This window comes from Pseudomonas sp. PGPR40 (assembly GCF_022014505.1).
Lineage (GTDB): Bacteria > Pseudomonadota > Gammaproteobacteria > Pseudomonadales > Pseudomonadaceae > Aquipseudomonas.
The window spans coordinates 1-19,475 of the sequence record NZ_JAKLSP010000047.1 but is presented as its reverse complement, the minus strand read 5'-3'; the positions used below and the strand labels follow the sequence as shown (position 1 = coordinate 19,475).

Below are 19,475 nucleotides of genomic sequence, written 5' to 3'. Positions count from 1 at the left end.
AGCGGCAATCAACACCTTCTCGCTGGCCGAGGAATGTTCAAACAAAGGAAGAGGTTATGGTTCAAGTTCGCAAACTGGTGTTAGCAATAGCGGCCGCCTCGGCGCTGTCCTCCGGTATGGCGCATGCCCTCGGGCTTGGGGAACTGACCCTGAAGTCGACGCTGAACCAGCCTTTGGTGGCGGAAATCGAGTTGCTCGACGTCAAGGACCTCACGGCTGCCGAAGTGGTGCCGAGCCTGGCCTCGCCTGATGATTTCGCCAAAGCCGGTGTCGATCGTCAGGCGTTTCTGAATGACCTGACTTTCACCCCAGTGCTTAACGCCAGCGGTAAAAGCATCCTGCGCGTTACGTCCAGCAAACCGCTCTCCGAACCGATGGTGAAATTTCTGGTTCAGGTGATGTGGCCCAACGGTCGTCTGCTGCGCGATTACAGCGTGCTGCTCGATCCGTCCAAATTCTCGCCGCAGACCGCCGACGCCGCCACGCAACCGGCGCCAGCCCAAGCGGTAACCGCGCCAGTCACTGGCGCGACCAAATCGTCGCAATACACCACCACGCCGCGCGATACCCTATGGGAAATTGCCGCGAAGGCGCGTAACGGCGGTTCGATCCAGCAGACCATGCTGGCCATCCAGGCGCTGAACCCGGATGCCTTTATCGACGGCAACATCAACCGACTGAAAACCGGTCAGGTGCTGCGTTTGCCTGATCAGGTACAGAGCTCCCACCTGCCGCAACCCAAGGCCGTCGCTGAGGTTGCTGCGCAGAACACCGCGTGGCGTCAGGGTCGTCGCTACGTGGCGAAACCTGGAACCGGCCAGCAGCAACTCGACGCCACCAAGCGCACTCGCGGTGAAGGTGCTTCATCGCAAGCTGGCGCAGACAAACTGAGCCTGGTCTCTGCCGATACCGGCAAGGGTGGCAAAGGTGCCGCCGGTGATGCGAAAGCATTGAGCAACAAACTGGCTGTCACTCAGGAAAGCCTCGACACCACTCGTCGTGACAATGATGAGCTGAAAAGCCGCATGAGCGATCTGCAAAGTCAGGTGGACAAGCTGCAGCGCCTGATCGAATTGAAGAACAATCAGTTGGCCAGGCTGCAGGCCGAAGGCGGCGCGGACGCACCGGCTACAAGCGCTCCGGCGATGTCGGCTGAGCTGGCGGCCAGTCCTGCGGCAACGCCAGCAGACGCGGCGCCGGCAACACCTGCGCCAGACGCTGCCGCACCGCAAGCCGGCGAGCCGACGCCTGTCGCCTCCGACGATCAGAAGTTCAACGAGCTGCTGACCAACCCGATCCTGCTGGGTCTGGTGGGTGGCGGTGCGGTGGTGCTGCTGCTCTTGCTGCTGTTGCTGGCCCGTCGCCGCAAAGCTCAGCAAGCGGCAGAGAAGCATCTGCGCATGGCCCGTGCTCTGGAGGAGGAGCAAGAGTTCTCCGTCGATCAGGATCTGCCGGAAAGCAGCTTCGAAGGTTTGGAGGTTCCGCCGCCGAGCGTGAAACTTGCGACCGCACCAACGTCTGCACCAGCCCCGGTGATTGCTCCGGTTGTGATGACGCCGCCGATCGCTGCGCCACTGGTATCGCCTGCCGCCGAGCGTTCTGACGACGTGCTGGCTCAGGCGCAGTCGCACAATGCTAGCGGTCGTCTGAATCAAGCCGCTGCATTGTTGGAAGACGCTATCAAGCGAGAGCCGCAACGCAGTGACCTGCGCTTGAAGCTGATGGAAGTCTACGGTCAGCAGGGCGACCGCGATGCGTTCGTCGTTCAGGAGCGTCAGCTGGTGGCCAACGGCGACAACTTCGCCCGCGTCGAACAGCTGAAAAGCCGCTTCCCGGCCATGGCGGTTGTGGCGGCCAGCGGTCTGGCTGCCGCCGCCATCGCCGCCGAGCTGGACGCGCAATACGTCAAGGAGCTGTTACTGGACGAACCGCAAGCCCCGGAACCGGCATTGTCCGACTTCGACAGCGCATTCGATCTGAGCCTGGACGATCTGGATGCGGCTACTCCGATCGCGCCAGTTGTTGCGACGGTGCCAGAGTCGGCACCAGAACCAGAACCAGAACCAGAACCAGCACCTCTGGCTGAGCTGGACGAGTTTCCGCTGGACGACGACCTGAGCTTTGAGTCTGTTTCGCAACAACAGACTGAGATCAAGGAAAACCTCGACGATCTGTCGGTCTTCGATCTGGACATGGATCTGGGTGGCGATGCCTCTCCGGAAACGCTGGCCGAAGACGACTTCCTGTTGAGTCTGGATGAAAACCTCAAGGACTTGCCTGTCGCCGAAGCGCCGCCCGTGACCGAGCCGACGCTCGACGACCTGGAGTTGCCTGCGGATTTCGACCTGTCACTGGCCGATGAAATGGACGCCGCCCCGGATCAGCCTGACGCCTTCGAAAACGAACTCAACGACGTCAATGCCGAGCTGGATCGTCTGTCCCAGAGCCTTGGCGAGCCGAGCTTCACCGCCGAAGACGCCTTGGCCTCCGCGGCTGATGAGCCGGACTTCGATTTCCTCTCCGGCACCGACGAAGTCGCCACCAAGCTCGATCTGGCCCAGGCCTACATCGACATGGGCGACAACGACGGCGCTCGGGACATCCTCAACGAGGTGGTGACCGAGGGTGATGCCGGTCAGAAGAGCGAAGCCAAGGAAATGCTGTCACGTCTGGCGTGAGTCAGCGGTAAGGCATAAACAAAACGGCAGCCCATCGAGGTTGCCGTTTTTGTTTGGGCCGACGACAGATCGTTCCCACGCTCCTGCGTGGGAATGCATCCCGTGACGCTCTGCGTCACATTTCAATACCGTGTCGACTGTTGCACTGGCGTCCCGGTCCGGCAGCCTTATAATGCCTGCCTTTGCGTAGATCAGCAGGCTGTCACCCTTGGCAAATATAGATAATCCGGCTGCCGAAATGGCGGCCGACGGCTTTTTCCGGATCGCGTTGGGCGTCGAATATAAAGGTTCGCGTTATCGCGGCTGGCAGCGTCAGGCCTCCGGTGTGGCCACGGTGCAGGAAACCCTCGAAAAGGCCTTGTCCAAAGTCGCCGACTCACCCGTGTCGCTGCTTTGCGCCGGGCGCACCGACGCCGGTGTGCATGCCTGCGGGCAGGTGGTGCATTTTGACACCCAGGTCGAGCGCTCGATGAAGGCCTGGGTCATGGGCGCCAACATCAATTTGCCGCACGACGTCAGCGTCAGTTGGGCTAAAGTCATGCCGGCGGATTTTCATGCGCGGTTCAAGGCCATTGCCCGGCGCTATCGCTATGTGATCTACAACGATCAGATCCGCCCGGCGCACCTGAACGAAGAAATCACCTGGAATCACCGGCCACTGGACGTCGAGCGCATGTCCGAGGCCGCTCGGTATCTGGTCGGCACCCACGACTTCAGCGCATTCCGCGCCGGCCAGTGCCAGGCCAAGTCGCCGATCAAGGAGCTGCATCACCTGCGCGTCACGCGCCATGGCAAAATGATCGTGCTGGATATCCGTGCCAGCGCGTTCCTGCACCACATGGTGCGCAACATCGCCGGGGTGCTGATGACCATCGGTGCCGGCGAGCGTCCTGTGGAGTGGATGAAGGAAGTCCTGGAAAGCCGTGTGCGTCGTTCCGGCGGGGTGACGGCCCATCCGTTCGGCCTGTACCTGGTGCAAGTCGAGTACCGCGACGAGTTCGAACTGCCCGAGCGTTACATCGGCCCACACTTCCTCACCGGTTTCTCGGAACTTGACGGCTGACGCCCTCGAACGCTTTTGTTACCATCCGGGACTTTCCCGGATTTGTCCTGAGGTTCTATCGACATGTCAGCCGTTCGCAGCAAAATTTGTGGGATTACCCGCATAGAGGATGCGTTGGCGGCGGTCGAGGCCGGTGCCGATGCCATCGGATTTGTGTTCTACGACAAAAGCCCGCGGGCCGTGACGTTCCAGCAGGCGAGGGCGATCATCAAGGCCTTGCCGCCGTTCGTGACCACCGTGGGTTTGTTCGTCAATGCCAGCCGCTGCGAGCTGGGGGAAATTCTCGATGCCGTGCCGCTGGACCTGTTGCAGTTCCATGGCGACGAGACCGCGGCCGACTGTGAGGGCTGGCACCGGCCGTACATCAAGGCGTTGCGGGTCAAGGCCGGTGATGACATTGCGGCCGGTTGCGATGCCTACGCCAGTGCCAGCGGGATCTTGCTCGACACCTATGTCGAGGGTATTCCCGGCGGAACCGGTGAAGCCTTCGACTGGTCATTGATACCGCAAGGCCTGAGCAAGCCGATCATCCTGGCTGGCGGCTTGACGCCGGACAACGTCGCCGAGGCGATTGCCCGGGTTCGGCCTTACGCAGTGGACGTCAGTGGCGGAGTAGAGGCGAGCAAGGGCATCAAGGATCACGCAAAGATTCAGGCATTCATTAAAGCAGTACGCGGGAGCCTGCGATGATGTGACGGCTGGCAGACTGCCGCCGTCCACAGCTTGGTAGAAAAGAGGCTGAGGATTTTTTGGGTTGTACGAAGGTCAGTTTCGCTGACCCGGCCATCCACCAATCATCGCCACACATGAATTTAGCTCAAGGGCATACGCGGGGCTGCGAACCAGAGCGTTCGGGCCGCCGGTACTGGAGAAAGAAAGCATGAGCAACTGGTTAGTAGACAAACTGATCCCTTCGATCATGCGTTCCGAGGTCAAGAAGAGCTCGGTGCCTGAAGGTCTGTGGCACAAATGCCCGTCTTGCGAGGCGGTGCTGTATCGTCCTGAACTGGAAAAGACCCTGGACGTTTGCCCCAAGTGCAACCACCACATGCGTATCGGCGCGCGCGCGCGCATCGACATCTTCCTCGACGCCGACGGCCGTACCGAACTGGGCGCGGACCTGGAGCCGGTTGACCGTCTGAAATTCCGCGACGGCAAGAAGTACAAGGATCGCCTGACCGCTGCGCAAAAGCAGACCGGTGAAAAAGATGCACTGATCTCCATGAGCGGTACCTTGCTGGGCATGCCGGTCGTGGTATCGGCCTTCGAATTCTCCTTCATGGGTGGTTCGATGGGCGCAATCGTTGGTGAGCGCTTTGTGCGCGCCGCCAATTACGCCCTGGAAAACCGTTGCCCGATGATCTGCTTCGCCGCCTCCGGTGGTGCGCGGATGCAGGAAGCGCTGATCTCCCTGATGCAAATGGCCAAGACCTCCGCGGTGCTGGCGCGTCTGCGTGAAGAAGGCATTCCGTTCATCTCGGTACTGACCGACCCGGTTTACGGCGGTGTTTCCGCCAGTCTGGCGATGCTCGGCGACGTGATCGTCGGTGAGCCGAAAGCCCTGATCGGTTTCGCCGGTCCGCGCGTGATCGAACAAACCGTTCGCGAAAAATTGCCGGAAGGCTTCCAGCGCAGTGAGTTCCTGCTGGAACACGGCGCGATCGACATGATCATTCATCGTCAGGAACTGCGTCCGCGTCTGGGTAATCTGCTGGCTCAAATGATGGGCCTGCCGACGCCAAAATTCGTCGCCGCGCCGATCGAGCCGATCGTGGTTCCGCCGGTGCCTGCCAACCTATGACCCAACGCACCCTTGGCGAGTGGCTCGCCTACCTTGAACAGTTGCATCCTTCGGCCATCGACATGGGGCTGGAGCGTTCGCAACAGGTAGCGTCCCGCATGGGACTGGGCAAGCCGGCGCCTCGGGTGATCACGGTCACCGGCACCAACGGCAAGGGTTCTACTTGCGCGTTCGTGGCTTCGTTGCTGCGGGCGCAGGGCCTGAGCGTCGGTGTCTACAATTCTCCGCACCTGCTGCGTTACAACGAGCGGGTGCAGGTCAATGGTGTCGAAGCCACTGACGCCGAGCTGTGCGAAGCCTTCGCGGCGGTCGAGGCCGGTCGTGGCGACACTTCCCTGACGTACTTCGAAATGGGCACCCTGGCGGCGTTCTGGCTGTTTCAACAGGCAGGGCTTGATGCGGTGGTGCTGGAAGTGGGGCTGGGCGGGCGTCTGGATACCGTCAACGTGGTCGATGCCGATATCGCGCTGGTGACCAGCATCGGTGTCGATCATGCCGATTACCTGGGCGACACCCGCGAATCCGTGGCCTTTGAAAAGGCCGGTATTTTCCGCCAAGGCGCGCCTGCGCTCTGTGGCGATCTGAATCCCCCTCAACCTCTGCTGGATAAGGCGCGCGAGCTCAATTGCCCGTTTTTCCTGCGTGGGCGCGATTTCGATTTGGGTATCACCGATCACAACTGGCAATGGCGCGGCCTTGATGCCCAGGGGCGTGTAGTCGAGTTGCATGATCTGCCATTGCTCGATCTGCCAATGGAAAACGCCGCGCTGGCATTGCAGGCTTACCTGCTGCTCGGTTTGCCTTGGATAGATGCACAGATTATTGAAGCCCTGAAAGCGACACGCGTAGTCGGTCGTCTCGATCGCCGTCAGTTCGACTGGCAGGGCAAGCGTCTGAATCTGCTGCTGGACGTGGGGCACAATCCCCATGCGGCAGAATACCTGGCCCGTCGTCTGGCCAGTCGACCGCCGGCCGGCAATCGTCTGGCGGTGTTCGGGTTGTTGGCGGACAAGGATCTGGATGGTGTTGTCGGTGAATTGAATGCTAGTGTCCAGCATTGGGCTGTCGCCCCACTGGATTCGCCGCGGGCGCGGCCCGTTGAGCAGTTGCACGCGGCGTTGCAGAACCTTGGCGCCTCGGTAACGTCTTATGGCAGCGTGGCCGCCGCCCTGGAAGGGCAGTGCGCGCAGGCGACGAGCGACGATGAAATTCTGTTGTTCGGATCATTTTATTGTGTCGCCGAGGCCCTTGAATGGCTGGCCCGGCACTCCACGGAGGAAGCGGCAAATGGCTTTGCTGGATAAGGCGTACAAACAGCGCATGGTCGGTGCCCTGGTGCTGGTGGCGCTGGCGGTCATTTTCCTGCCGATGCTGTTTTCCCGTCAGGACGAACAGCGCCAGGTGAGAGTCGACGCACCGGCTGCACCGCAAGCGCCAGCTGTGCCGCAAGTGCAGGTCGAGCCGGTGGTGGTGCCTGAGCCGCAGGCATTACCGCAGGAGCCTGTGCCAAGCGATGACGAAATTGCCGAGCAGCAAGCGCCGTCGACACCGATTGCGCCAAGTGTTCCTGTGGCAGTGCCACCAGCGCCGCCGGCTGCCAAACCGGTCACACCTCCGGCGCCAGTCGTCAAGCCTGTGCCGGCACCTGCCCAGCCAATTGCTGTCGCACCAACCAAGCCGAGTACGACCCCAAGTCGCGTCGATGCCAATGGCCTGTCGGTCAGCTGGTCAGTGCAACTGGCTAGCCTGTCGAGCCGTGAAAGCGCTGAAAGCCTGCAAAAAAACCTGCGCAGCCAAGGCTATAACGCTTATATCCGCACCGCCGATGGCAAAAATCGGGTGTTCGTCGGGCCGCTGATCGAGCGTGCGGAAGCCGATCGTCTGCGTGACTTGTTGAGCCGTCAACAGAATCTCAAAGGTTTTGTCGTGCGTTTTCAGCCTGAGCGCGGTTAAAACTATCGCCCCGATTTGAAAAGCACTGACAATCTCAGCTTACCGACAGCCTGTGGCTCTGCTAAAATGCGCCGCCTTATCTGTCTGTAGGCTGCACTGTGCCATTTACCTGGGTTGACTGGGCGATCGTTGCAATCGTCGCCATCTCCGCTTTGATCAGTCTTAGCCGCGGCTTCGTCAAGGAAGCACTCTCGCTGCTGACCTGGATCATCGCAGGAGGCGTTGCCTGGATGTTCGGTGGCTCATTGTCCGAGTACCTCGGCGGATACATCGAAACGCCGTCGGCTCGCGTGATCGCGGGCTGTGCCATCATGTTTGTCGCCACTTTAATCGTAGGCGCAATGATCAATTATCTTATCGGCGAGTTGGTTCGCGTCACCGGGCTATCCGGGACCGATCGATTCCTCGGCATGGCCTTCGGCGCAGCGCGTGGCGTGTTGCTGGTGGTTGTGGCGGTCGGGCTGTTGAGCCTGGGGCCGGTACAGCAGGACGGGTGGTGGCAAGCGTCACAACTCGTGCCAAAATTTCTATTGGTTGCAGACTGGTCCAAAAACCTGATCCTGGGTTGGAGTAGTCAGTGGCTTGCCAGCGGAATCAGCGTACCCGCTGATATACCGTTCAAGGAGCACCTCTTGCCGACGGCCAAAACGCCTCAGTGAGTTGTGTTCAGTTCAGATCCATTAAGTAGGGGTTGCGTCGCATGTGTGGCATCGTCGGTATCGTCGGTAAGTCGAACGTCAATCAGGCGCTGTATGACGCGCTAACCGTCCTCCAGCACCGCGGCCAGGACGCTGCCGGTATCGTGACCAGCCATGATGGCCGGTTATTCCTGCGCAAGGACAATGGCCTGGTACGTGACGTGTTCCATCAGCGTCACATGCAGCGTCTGGTCGGTCACATGGGCATTGGCCATGTGCGTTATCCGACCGCGGGCAGTTCGACCTCGGCCGAAGCTCAACCGTTTTACGTCAACTCGCCGTATGGCATCACCTTGGCGCATAACGGTAACCTGACCAACGTTGAACAACTGGCCAAGGAGATTTACGAATCTGACTTGCGCCACGTCAACACCAATTCCGATTCGGAAGTGCTGCTCAATGTGTTCGCGCACGAGCTGGCCCAGCGCGGCAAGTTGCAGCCGACCGAAGAAGACGTGTTCGCTGCCGTCACCGACGTGCACAACCGTTGCGTTGGTGGTTACGCGGTCGTGGCGATGGTGACCGGTTACGGCATCGTCGGTTTCCGCGATCCGCACGGCATCCGTCCGATCGTTTTCGGTCAGCGTCACACCGATGAAGGCGTCGAGTACATGATCGCCTCCGAAAGCGTTTCGCTGGACGTACTCGGTTTCACCCTGATTCGCGACCTGGCGCCGGGTGAAGCGGTCTACATCACTGAAGACGGCAAGCTGCACACTCGTCAGTGCGCGACCAACCCGTCGCTGACTCCGTGCATTTTCGAACACGTCTACCTGGCGCGTCCGGACTCGATCATCGACGGCGTCTCGGTCTACAAGGCCCGCCTGCGCATGGGCGAGAAGCTTGCCGAGAAGATCCTGCGCGAGCGTCCGGATCACGACATCGACGTGGTCATCCCGATTCCGGACACCAGCCGCACCGCGGCCCTGGAGCTGGCGAACCACTTGGGCGTCAAGTTCCGCGAAGGCTTCGTGAAGAACCGCTACATCGGCCGGACCTTCATCATGCCGGGGCAGGCTGCACGGAAGAAGTCCGTACGCCAGAAGCTCAACGCCATCGAACTGGAATTCCGCGGCAAGAACGTGATGTTGGTGGACGATTCCATTGTTCGCGGCACCACCTGCAAGCAGATCATCCAGATGGCTCGCGAAGCTGGCGCCAAAAACGTCTATTTCTGCTCCGCAGCACCGGCCGTGCGTTACCCGAACGTTTACGGCATCGATATGCCGAGCGCTCACGAGTTGATCGCCCACAACCGTTCGACCCAGGACGTGGCCGATCTGATTGGTGCCGACTGGTTGATCTATCAGGATCTGCCTGACTTGATCGAAGCGGTCGGTGGCGGCAAGATCAAGATCGACAAGTTCGATTGCGCGGTGTTCGACGGCCAGTACGTCACCGGCGACGTCGACGAGGCTTACCTGAACAAGATCGAGCAGGCACGTAACGATGCCTCCAAGGTCAAGACCCAGGCAGTCAGTGCGATCATTGATCTGTACAACAACTGAGTTCCTGCCGGCCTGTATCTGTAGGAGCGAGGCTTGCCCGCGAAGGCGGTATCACAGGCAACATTGATGTTGAATGTGACGACCCCTTCGCGGGCAAGCCTCGCTCCTACAGTAATGGGTGTTCCCTCCAGGCCGGTTTCGTATCTATTACCGAGCAAAGGCAAGGAGTGACAGCATGAGTCAGGATTGGGATGCCGGTCGGCTGGACAGCGACCTCGAAGGCGTAGCGTTCGATACCCTGGCCGTACGCGCCGGTCAGCACCGCACGCCGGAAGGCGAACACGGTGATCCGATGTTCTTCACTTCCAGCTACGTATTCCGTACCGCCGCCGACGCGGCCGCGCGCTTTGCTGGCGAAGTGCCGGGCAACGTTTACTCGCGCTACACCAACCCGACCGTGCGCGCGTTCGAAGAGCGTATTGCCGCGCTGGAAAGCGCCGAACAAGCCGTGGCCACCGCGACCGGCATGGCCGCGATCATGGCGGTGGTGATGAGCCTGTGCAGCGCCGGGGATCATGTTCTGGTCTCGCGTAGCGTGTTCGGCTCGACCATCAGCCTGTTCGAAAAGTACTTCAAGCGCTTCGGCATTGAAGTTGATTACGTGCCCCTGACGGACTTGTCCGGCTGGGATGCGGCAATCAAGGCCAACACCAAGTTATTGTTCGTCGAGTCGCCCTCCAACCCGCTGGCCGAGCTGGTAGACATCAAGGCACTGTCGGAAATTGCTCACGCCAAAGGCGCGATGCTGGTGGTCGACAACTGCTTCTGCACCCCTGCGTTACAGCAGCCGCTGAAGCTGGGCGCGGACATCGTCGTGCACTCGGCGACCAAGTTCATCGACGGCCAAGGCCGTTGCATGGGTGGCGTTGTGGCCGGTCGTAGCGAGCAGATGAAAGAAGTCGTCGGTTTCCTGCGTACCGCCGGGCCGACCCTGAGCCCGTTCAACGCCTGGATCTTCCTCAAGGGTCTGGAAACGCTGAGCCTGCGCATGAAGGCGCACTGCGCTAATGCCCAGCAACTGGCCGAATGGCTGGAGCAGCAGGACGGTATCGAGAAAGTCCATTACGCCGGCCTCAAGAGCCATCCGCAGCACGAACTGGCCCAGCGTCAGCAGAAGGGCTTCGGTGCGGTCGTGAGTTTCGAGGTCAAGGGCGGCAAAGAGGGCGCCTGGCGCTTTATCGATGCGACGCGCCTGATCTCTATCACGGCCAACCTGGGCGACAGCAAAACCACCATCACGCATCCGAGCACCACCTCTCACGGCCGTCTGGCGCCGCAAGAGCGTGAAGCGGCGGGCATTCGTGACAGCCTGATCCGCATTGCGGTCGGTCTGGAAGACGTGGCAGACCTGCAGGCCGATCTGATGCGCGGGTTGGCGGCCTTGTGATTGAGTTGTCGACGCCGGCCACGGGCACCCATGGCCGCGTCGCGCTGGTCACCGGTGCTGCGCGCGGCATCGGTCTGGGGATTGCGGCCTGGCTGATCAGCGAAGGTTGGCAGGTGGTGCTGACCGATCTGGATCGGGAGCGCGGTTCGAAAGTGGCGAAGGTGCTGGGCGACAACGCCTGGTTTATCGCCATGGACGTCGCGAGTGAAGCGCAAGTGGCACTGGGCGTGGCCGAGGTGCTGGGACAGTTTGGGCGTCTGGATGCGCTGGTGTGCAATGCGGCGGTGGCCGATCCGCATAACATCACCCTGGAAAGCCTCGATCTGGCCTACTGGAACCGGGTGCTGGCGGTGAATCTCGGCGGACCGATGCTGTTGGCCAAGCACTGTGCGCCGTACCTGCGCGCTCACAACGGCGCCATCGTCAATCTGGCCTCAACCCGCGCCGGGCAGTCGGAACCCGACACCGAGGCGTATGCGGCGAGCAAGGGCGGTTTGCTGGCCCTGACTCACGCCCTGGCTATCAGCCTTGGCCCGGAGATCCGGGTCAATGCGGTCAGCCCCGGCTGGATCGATGCCCGCGACCCTTCCGTGCGCCGTGCCGAACCGCTGACCGATGCCGATCATGCCCAGCACCCGGCGGGCAGGGTGGGGACGGTCGAGGACGTGGCGGCGATGGTGGCGTGGTTACTGTCGAAGAACGCCGGGTTCGTCACCGGCCAGGAGTTCGTGGTGGACGGTGGCATGACCAAGAAGATGATTTACAGCGAGTAAATCCAAGCGTGGCTGCGATGGGGATAGCCAGCATTGATGTTGAATGTGCCGCCGTCTTCGCGAGCAAGTCGGATCGCCGCACCGCCGCTCCCACACTGAATTTATGTCGATCACAAACCTGTGGTCCGCCGCAGATCCAGTGTGGGAGCGGGCTTGCTCGCGAAAGCGGTCTGACTGTTAAGACACAATTCTGTCTTTTTCAGAAAAACTTCAAGCGGGGTATTGACTTAGCTTCGGTACCTGCGTAAATTTCGCGGCCTCGGAGATGCAAACGGGTGATTAGCTCAGCTGGGAGAGCGTCTGCCTTACAAGCAGAATGTCGGCGGTTCGATCCCGTCATCACCCACCACTTCCGAGAGTCTTGCGAAAGCAAGATGGAAGCTTCTAAAAGCCTCCACCGACGCGCAGCGGTAGTTCAGTCGGTTAGAATACCGGCCTGTCACGCCGGGGGTCGCGGGTTCGAGTCCCGTCCGCTGCGCCATATTTTCCGAGTCAGATTTATCTGATTCGAGATTGAAAAGCTTCTGAGTTTTCAATCAGACGAGTTACTTGGACGAAAGTCCAAAGCGATACGCAGCGGTAGTTCAGTCGGTTAGAATACCGGCCTGTCACGCCGGGGGTCGCGGGTTCGAGTCCCGTCCGCTGCGCCATATCTGCTTCAAGGCCCACTGAACGCCTTGAAGCTACGAAGCAAGCCGCTGGTAACGCCAGTGTCTGTTTCGAATCGATAGCAAAGACCCTGGTCGAAAGACCGGGGTTTTTTGTGTCTGCGATTTGGCATTTTCCTCTCTCATCTCCTCCCGCCAGACCTTTCTGCGCCGCATTGCACAAAGGGCTTGGCCCTCAGTGCCGACATTAATTAGAATCACTCTCATTTACGATAACTCCTTGGCACACAGGGCTTCTTGAGATGAGTGATGCAGCGATGCCGAAGGAGCAAACCTTCCACGATCTGTACCGCGATCACCGTGGCTGGCTGGAAGGCTGGTTGAGAAGACGCATGGGCAATGGCTGTGATGCGGCGGATCTCAGTCAGGATACGTTCCTGCGTTTACTCGCCAGCTCTCAACGAATTGCCGATCTGCAAGAGCCTCGTGCCTATCTGCTGACCGTGGGCAAACGCCTGCTGAGTAATTTCTATAAGCGTCGAAGTCTCGAGCAGGCTTATCTGACGGCACTGGCGGCGCTGCCGGAAGACTGTGTGCCGTCGCCCGAGCAGCGCTGGTTGTTGCTCGAAACCCTGCAAGCCCTGGATGAGCTGCTCGATGGATTGCCGGCGGCAGTGCGCAGGGCGTTTCTCTGGAGTCAGCTGGAAGGTTTGAACTATCAGCAAATCGCCGAGCGCCTGCGGGTATCGGAGCGCACGATCAAACGCTACATGGCGCAAGCCTATGAGCATTGCCTGCTGGTGGAGCTGTGAACGGTCCAGTGCCTGATGCCCGTCAGGTAGTGCGAGCTGCTGCGCAGTGGCTCGCCTTGCTGGAGTCTGGAAGTGCCAGTGAGCAGGATCATGCGAATCTACAGCTTTGGCGCGACAGTTGCCTCAGTCACGAGCAGGCCTGGCAGAAGGCTCAAGCCTTGCGTCAGCGGTTTGCCAGTCTGCCTTCAGCGTTGGCGCTCAAAAGCCTGGATCGCCCCGAGCCGGGTCGGCGCGTGGTGCTCAAACGTGCATTGGGTGCGGTGGCGTTGGTGCCGGCGGCTTGGCTGATCAGCCGACAATTGCCCCTGGATGTCTGGCGAGCCGATCTGCATACGGCCACCGGGGAGCGCAAACAGGTGCAGCTCGCTGATGGCAGCTCCTTGCAACTCAACACCGCCAGTGCCGTCGATGTGGATTTGCAGAGTCGGCGCTTGAAGTTGATTGAGGGTGAGCTGTCGCTGAATGTGTCGGGCGCGTCGCCGCTGATGATCCAAACGAAGTTTGGACAGATCATCGTCAGCCAAAGCGAAGTCTGTGTTCGTCAGGGGGCGCGCGGTTGCCGCGTGTCGGTGTACAACGGCACCGTGCAATTGCAGCCCTTACAGGGGCCGGTGTTGGCTTTGCGCAGTGGTCAACAAGTCAATCTTCAGACGGCTGGTGTCGGGCCGATCAGCCCATTCGATGTGCTTGCGCCGGGTTGGCGAGAGGGCGTGCTGATGGCGAAAAACCAGCCGCTGGGGGATTTTCTGCGCGAACTCAGCACTTATCGGCCGGGTGTGCTGCGTTGGGAGCCGGAGCTTGAAGCGTTGCGTGTCACCGGCAGTTTCCGTCTGGACGATACCGATCGCGTCCTCGCGTTGCTCGCGGCCAGTCTGCCGCTGGAGGTGCATTCGCGTACGCGATATTGGGTTACGTTGCTGCCGCGCAAAAATAGTGTGTGAAGCCTGTCCCCTTTTTTCGACTCGCTTGTCATTCAAGGCATGTGAACGAATCAAGAGAGCTCTATCAATGCCCGCAGTAATACCTAGCTGTCCGCGCCCGGCTTCTTCCCGCCTGCGTCCGTTGTTGCACTTGAGCCTGTTGTTGGGCCTGAGTGCCAGTCCATTGTTCATCGCCGCCAGTTGGGCCGAAGACAGTGCCCGGCGCAATTATCAGGTGCCTGCCGGCAGCCTGAGCGATGCGCTGACCCGGTTTGCCGGTCTGTCTGGCGTCAATCTTTCGGTCGACCCGGCACTGGTGGGAGGTCGCACCAGTCCTGGTCTTTCCGGTGAATACGCGGTCGAGGAGGGCTTTGCCCGGTTGTTGCAGGGTTCCGGTCTGCAACTGCAACCGGTGGGCGAGCAGGCGTATATCCTGACCCCGGTGCCAGAAGGCAGCAGCTTGCAATTGGCTCCCACCTCGATTCTCGGTGCCACGGGCGGAGCAGGCGGCGAGGTGTATGCCGGCGGCCAGGTCGCGCGCCGCGGTTCGCAAGGCTTGCTGGGCTCGCAAGACTTTATGGAAACGCCGTTCAGCATGACCACCTACACCGGCGAGGCGGTCAAAAACCTGCAGGCTCGTACCTTGGGCGACCTGATCGCCAGTGATCCCTCGGTACGCGCCACCAACCCGGCGGGTGGGCGCTATGAGCAGTTCACCATTCGCGGGTTCAGCCTGTTCAACAGTGATGTCGCCTACAACGGTCTCTACGGCGTCCTGCCGACTTACACGATCGATATGGAGATGGCGGACCGCGTCGATATCATCAAAGGCCCGAGCCAGCTCATCAACGGCATCTCGCCGCGGGGCAGTGTGGGTGGCGGGATCAACGTGGTGCCCAAGCGGGCGACCGACAAGCCCATCACTTCGTTTACCGGTAGCTACGCTTCCGACAACCAGGTCGGCGGTGCGGTGGATGTCGGCCGGCGCTTTGGTGAAGACAACAAATTCGGTATTCGCTTCAACGGCGTGAAGCAGTCCGGCGACACCGACTGGGATCACCAGAGCGTCGATCGCGAGATGGCCGTGCTGGGCCTGGATTTTCGCGGCGAACGCCTGCGACTCTCGACGGACATCGGACGCACCGAGCGTGATACCGATGCCCCGCAGGAGCGCGTGCAGGTCGGCGCCAATGCGAAGGTGCCGAATGCGAACGATGTTCGCGACAACTATGCGCAGTCCTGGAGCAAGGCGAGTACCAACGACACTTTCGGGATGGTGAACGGCGAATTCGATGTCAGCGATTCCGTCATGCTGTACGGCGGTGTAGGCGCGCGTAAAAGCAATCATGACTTCCTCCGGCATGCCGTGGCGGTCACCAACGACGCTGGTGATTTCAGTGTTCAGCCGCGTGACTTCACTCGTGACGAAAATGTCCGGACGGCCACGGCAGGGGTGCGCAACTGGTTTCATACCGGCCCGGTGAGCCATGAGGTCAACCTGGCCGCCAGCTATTTCTACATGGATTTCGAAAATGGTGGCGCCCGTTATGCCGCGGCCCGCAGTAATCTCTATGACCCCGTGGAAACACCAGCCCCGGGCAACCCCACTCGACTCGATTCGAAGGTCTACACCGAGAACCGCTTCAGTGGCGTGGCGTTGTCCGACACCTTGGGTTTCTTCGATGACCGGCTGCTATTGACCCTCGGCGCCCGCTGGCAGCGCGTGAAGGTCGATGACTGGGCGGATGATGTCAAAGGCGCCACGGCTTACGATGAGGAAAAGGTTTCGCCGTCGGGCGGCATCCTGTTCAAGGCGACCGATAAGCTGTCGCTGTATGCCAACTACATGGAGGGCCTGAGCCAAGGCAAGATCGCGCCGTCGACCTCTGTGAACGAGGACGAGATATTCCCGCCGTTCATCAGTCGGCAGGTCGAGGTCGGCGCCAAATATGACGCGGGTGCGTTCGCCATGACCGCCGCGGTGTTCCGGATCAAGCAGCCGGCCTATGAAACCAACGCCACGACCCGGGTTTTCGGCCCTAACGGCAAGCGTCAAAACGACGGTGTAGAACTGAGTGTGTTCGGTGAGCCGCTCAAAGGTTTTCGTCTGCTCGGCGGTGTCATGTACATCGACAGCGAGTTGACCGACACCACCAATGGCACCTACGACGGCAACCGGGCGCCTGCCACGCCGAAATACAACGTCAACCTGGGCGCCGAGTGGGATGTGCCGACCATACACGGCCTGACCCTGACCAGCCGCGGCCTCTATTCCAGCTCGCAGTATCTGGACCAATCCAACAACAAGGAAATCGACTCCTGGGAGCGTTTCGACGTGGGTGCACGCTACGCGTTCAAGATCGACGAAAAGAACATTACCCTGCGTGCCAATGTCGAGAACGTGGCGGACAAACGCTACTGGAGTTCGGCCGGGGCCTCGGATGACAGCGAGCCTGGCTTGACGCTCGCGACCCCGCGCACCTACCTCCTTTCGGCGACGGTCGATTTCTGAGTCAGCGAAGGGGCCATGTCCAGCGTAATAATCCGTAGGAGCCAGGCTTGCCGGCGAAGGCGCACCCAAGGACGCCTTCGTCGGCAAGCCTGGCTCCTACCGGTCCCGCATTCAGCGGTCCCTTTTTATTTCTATCGGTCAGTATCCGAACTTGTCCCGCAATCCGTAATACCAGGCACCCAACGCCGCGAACGGCGTACGCAGCAATTGCCCGCCGGGGAACGGGTAGTGGGGCAGGTCGGCAAAAGCGTCGAAGCGCTCGGCCTGGCCGCGCAAGGCTTCGGCCAGCACTTTGCCTGCCAGGTGTGTATACGTCACGCCATGGCCACTGCAACCCTGTGAATAATAGATGTTGTCGCCGAGTCGCCCGACCTGGGGAAGTCGCGATAGTGTCAGCAGGAAATTACCGGTCCAGGCGTAATCGATTTTCACGTCCTTGAGCTGCGGGAAGGCCTTGAGCATCTTCGGTCGAATGATCGCCTCGATGTTCGCCGGATCCCGCGCGCCATACACTACACCGCCGCCGAAGATCAGGCGTTTGTCAGCGCTCAGGCGGTAGTAGTCGAGCAGGTAGTTACAGTCTTCGACGCAGTAGTCCTGAGGCAACAGGCGCTTGGCCAATTCATCGCCCAAGGGCTCGGTGGCGATCACTTGAGTCCCGCAGGGCATCGACTTGGCCGCCAGCTCCGGCACCAGATTGCCGATATAAGCGTTGCCGGCGACGATAATGAATTTGGCCCTGATCTTGCCCTGAGGCGTATGCACCACCGGATTGGCTCCGCGCTCGATACGCACCGCTGGCGACTGCTCGTAAATAGTACCGCCCAGCGACTCCACGGCGGCTGCCTCGCCCAAGACAAGGTTGAGCGGATGAATATGCCCGCCGCTCATGTCAAGCATGCCGCCGACATATTGATCGCAAGCCACCACTTCACGGATGCGCCGCTGATCTAATAGCTCAAGTTGCGTGTGACCGAAACGCTCCCAGAGGCGCTTCTGGGATTCCAGATGGCCCATTTGCCTGGTGGTAATGGCGGCGAACACACCGCCGTCCTTCAGGTCGCACTGGATGTTGTATTTGGCCACCCGCTCCCGAATGATCCGTCCACCCTCGAACGCCATTTGCCCCAGCAGCTGAGCTTGCTTGGGGCCGACACTGCGCTCGATCACATCGATATCACGGCTATAGCTGTTAACGATCTGGCCACCGTTGCGCCCCGATGCGCCAAAACCCACTTTGGCCGCTTCCAGGACCGTTACCCGAAAACCGTTCTCCAGCAGAAACAGGGCAGAGGACAGACCGGTGTAACCGGCGCCGATTACACAGACATCAGTCTCTACATCATCCTGCAAGGCCGGGCGCGGCGGCGCCGCATTGGCCGACGCGGCGTAATAGGATTCCGGGTAGGGAGTGTTCGCCATCCTGCAGCCTCTGTTTAATATATTTTACGAGTGCATCGATCCTACCCGAGTTAAAAATCGACCGCCAGCCAGCGGAAAATCTTCTTTGCGGTCGTGAAATTAAATATTTTGCATATTCATAGGGTTAGGTGAAAAAAAGGTGTTGACACCCCTCCGGAATTCCGTAGAATGCCGCCTCACAGCAGGCACGTAGCTCAGTTGGTTAGAGCACCACCTTGACATGGTGGGGGTCGTTGGTTCGAGTCCAATCGCGCCTACCAAACAAAATCCGCTCTGCTGGGCGGTCTAGAAGGGCTCACCGAAAGGTGGGCCCTTTTTTGTCGTGTGCGATTTGAAAAACTTTTGCAAAATGCCAATTCGGCGCCTACCTGCCAATACTCGATCGTCTTTTCGTCATACCCCATCAACGCCTTAATGCATTCCTGTTCGAAACCCGCTCTGCTCTCCATTCGTTCGATGTTCCCATCCGGCCTTGTCGCCAACTCCAGTGAGCACACTTTCTGAACTAACACAGCCATAACCGTCTACATTGCAGGGGACATCCCCTTTCTGAGAGAACGGATATGTTTAGATCTCGCTCGTTGATTGCCGCTATGACGTGTCTTGCGTTGGCGTCCGGTTCAATGACTGCATTGGCCGACCCGGGAAACGGGAAGGGCCAGGGAAGCGGCAAGGGAAATCCACAAAACATCCAGGACCATGGGAACCCCAGCCATGGAAACAAAGGGAAAGGTTCGGGGGGTGACGATTGGAGTCACGGCCCGAGCATCAACCACGGGAGTGTCCTTGGAATCGTGGGCGGTTATCGCGACTACTGGAGCCCCGGGCCCGCCTTGCCCCCTGGCATTCAAAAAAATCTCGCCCGCGGAAAACCGCTACCGCCGGGGATTGCCAAAAAACTCGATGGGCGATTGCTCGGCAGGCTTCCACACTACGATGGCTACGAGTGGCGGCAGGCTGGTACAGACTTGATATTGGTGGCGATCGCTACCGGAATCATCTACGAAGTTCTCAATGACGCGTTCGATTGATATGAAAGCCAAAAATTTTAATCGCGCCTTCGTAGCATAACGACCGGCAAAATCACGGGAAGCAATGTGCATTGTTCGATAATTGCACATTGCCTGCCCGTTGGTCGTCGGTCTTTGAACTGTTTGAGGTCGAGTCGGTCAATTACTCCGTGCAACAACAACCTCACGGAAGTCCACCATGTTATTAAAAAACAAGAGTTTTGCAGCTGTCATGTCTTGCGTGATGATGCTTGCAGCCGCCCCATTATTGCCCGCTGACCTGTCCATCATGAGCTCCGCCTACGCGAAGGATGGTGGTGGTGGTGGTGG

General features: G+C 59.9%; 15 protein-coding genes and 4 tRNA genes. 18 read left to right on the top strand and 1 reads right to left on the bottom strand.

Features of this window, described 5'->3' with window-relative positions:
* Nucleotides 1–56 precede the first annotated feature (56 nt).
* From MEB48_RS27710 to MEB48_RS27635, 16 genes are all read left to right on the top strand, one after another.
* Nucleotides 57–2,678, top strand: a complete 2,622-nt coding sequence (locus MEB48_RS27710) for a FimV/HubP family polar landmark protein (RefSeq protein WP_237886920.1) — start codon at nt 57–59, stop codon at nt 2,676–2,678.
* Nucleotides 2,679–2,916: 238 nt separating this feature from the next.
* Nucleotides 2,917–3,741, top strand: coding sequence for a tRNA pseudouridine(38-40) synthase TruA (gene truA / locus MEB48_RS27705; protein ID WP_237886929.1), 825 nt, complete (start codon nt 2,917–2,919; stop codon nt 3,739–3,741).
* Nucleotides 3,742–3,804: 63 nt separating this feature from the next.
* Nucleotides 3,805–4,431: a phosphoribosylanthranilate isomerase gene (locus MEB48_RS27700; RefSeq protein WP_237886919.1), complete on the top strand. Its 627-nt coding sequence runs from the start codon at nt 3,805–3,807 to the stop codon at nt 4,429–4,431.
* A 190-nt stretch (nt 4,432–4,621) separates the two neighbouring features.
* Nucleotides 4,622–5,542, top strand: coding sequence for an acetyl-CoA carboxylase, carboxyltransferase subunit beta (accD, locus tag MEB48_RS27695; protein WP_237886918.1), 921 nt, complete (start codon nt 4,622–4,624; stop codon nt 5,540–5,542).
* Nucleotides 5,539–6,846, top strand: coding sequence for a bifunctional tetrahydrofolate synthase/dihydrofolate synthase (gene folC, locus MEB48_RS27690; RefSeq protein WP_237886917.1), 1,308 nt, complete (start codon nt 5,539–5,541; stop codon nt 6,844–6,846). The genes accD and folC overlap by 4 nt, the downstream gene beginning before the upstream one ends.
* Nucleotides 6,830–7,495 carry an SPOR domain-containing protein gene (locus MEB48_RS27685; RefSeq protein WP_237886916.1) on the top strand — a complete coding sequence of 222 codons (666 nt, stop codon included), beginning with the start codon at nt 6,830–6,832 and terminating at the stop codon, nt 7,493–7,495. Before folC ends, MEB48_RS27685 begins: the two co-directional genes overlap by 17 nt.
* A 98-nt stretch (nt 7,496–7,593) precedes the next feature.
* On the top strand, nt 7,594–8,154 hold the full coding sequence (locus MEB48_RS27680) for a CvpA family protein (RefSeq protein WP_237886915.1): 561 nt from the start codon (nt 7,594–7,596) through the stop codon (nt 8,152–8,154).
* Between the two features lie 41 nt (nt 8,155–8,195).
* On the top strand, nt 8,196–9,701 hold the full coding sequence (gene purF / locus MEB48_RS27675; protein WP_007935163.1) for an amidophosphoribosyltransferase: 1,506 nt from the start codon (nt 8,196–8,198) through the stop codon (nt 9,699–9,701).
* A gap of 175 nt (nt 9,702–9,876) precedes the next feature.
* Nucleotides 9,877–11,088: an O-succinylhomoserine sulfhydrylase gene (locus MEB48_RS27670; protein WP_237886914.1), complete on the top strand. Its 1,212-nt coding sequence runs from the start codon at nt 9,877–9,879 to the stop codon at nt 11,086–11,088.
* Nucleotides 11,085–11,861, top strand: a complete 777-nt coding sequence (locus MEB48_RS27665) for an SDR family oxidoreductase (RefSeq protein WP_237886913.1) — start codon at nt 11,085–11,087, stop codon at nt 11,859–11,861. The genes MEB48_RS27670 and MEB48_RS27665 overlap by 4 nt, the downstream gene beginning before the upstream one ends.
* A gap of 273 nt (nt 11,862–12,134) precedes the next feature.
* A tRNA-Val gene (locus MEB48_RS27660) sits at nt 12,135–12,210 on the top strand.
* Between the two features lie 55 nt (nt 12,211–12,265).
* Nucleotides 12,266–12,342: transfer RNA gene (locus tag MEB48_RS27655), tRNA-Asp, on the top strand.
* Between the two features lie 92 nt (nt 12,343–12,434).
* Nucleotides 12,435–12,511, top strand: a tRNA-Asp gene (locus tag MEB48_RS27650).
* Nucleotides 12,512–12,771: 260 nt separating this feature from the next.
* Nucleotides 12,772–13,281, top strand: coding sequence for a sigma-70 family RNA polymerase sigma factor (locus MEB48_RS27645; protein WP_007905929.1), 510 nt, complete (start codon nt 12,772–12,774; stop codon nt 13,279–13,281).
* Complete coding sequence (locus tag MEB48_RS27640) at nt 13,278–14,222, top strand: FecR domain-containing protein (RefSeq protein ID WP_237886912.1); 945 nt, start codon at nt 13,278–13,280, stop codon at nt 14,220–14,222. The genes MEB48_RS27645 and MEB48_RS27640 overlap by 4 nt, the downstream gene beginning before the upstream one ends.
* A gap of 67 nt (nt 14,223–14,289) precedes the next feature.
* The gene (locus MEB48_RS27635; protein WP_237886911.1) at nt 14,290–16,713 is read left to right on the top strand and encodes a TonB-dependent receptor; all 2,424 of its coding nucleotides are present in this window, start codon (nt 14,290–14,292) and stop codon (nt 16,711–16,713) included.
* Between the two features lie 138 nt (nt 16,714–16,851).
* On the opposite strand, the gene MEB48_RS27630 is transcribed toward MEB48_RS27635, so the two are convergent.
* The gene (locus MEB48_RS27630; protein ID WP_237886910.1) at nt 16,852–18,135 is read right to left on the bottom strand and encodes an NAD(P)/FAD-dependent oxidoreductase; all 1,284 of its coding nucleotides are present in this window, start codon (nt 18,133–18,135) and stop codon (nt 16,852–16,854) included.
* A 183-nt stretch (nt 18,136–18,318) separates the two neighbouring features.
* Between MEB48_RS27630 and MEB48_RS27625 the strand changes: the two genes are divergently transcribed.
* A tRNA-Val gene (locus tag MEB48_RS27625) sits at nt 18,319–18,395 on the top strand.
* Between the two features lie 303 nt (nt 18,396–18,698).
* Nucleotides 18,699–19,166, top strand: a complete 468-nt coding sequence (locus MEB48_RS27620) for an anti-virulence regulator CigR family protein (RefSeq protein WP_237886909.1) — start codon at nt 18,699–18,701, stop codon at nt 19,164–19,166.
* Nucleotides 19,167–19,475 lie beyond the last annotated feature (309 nt).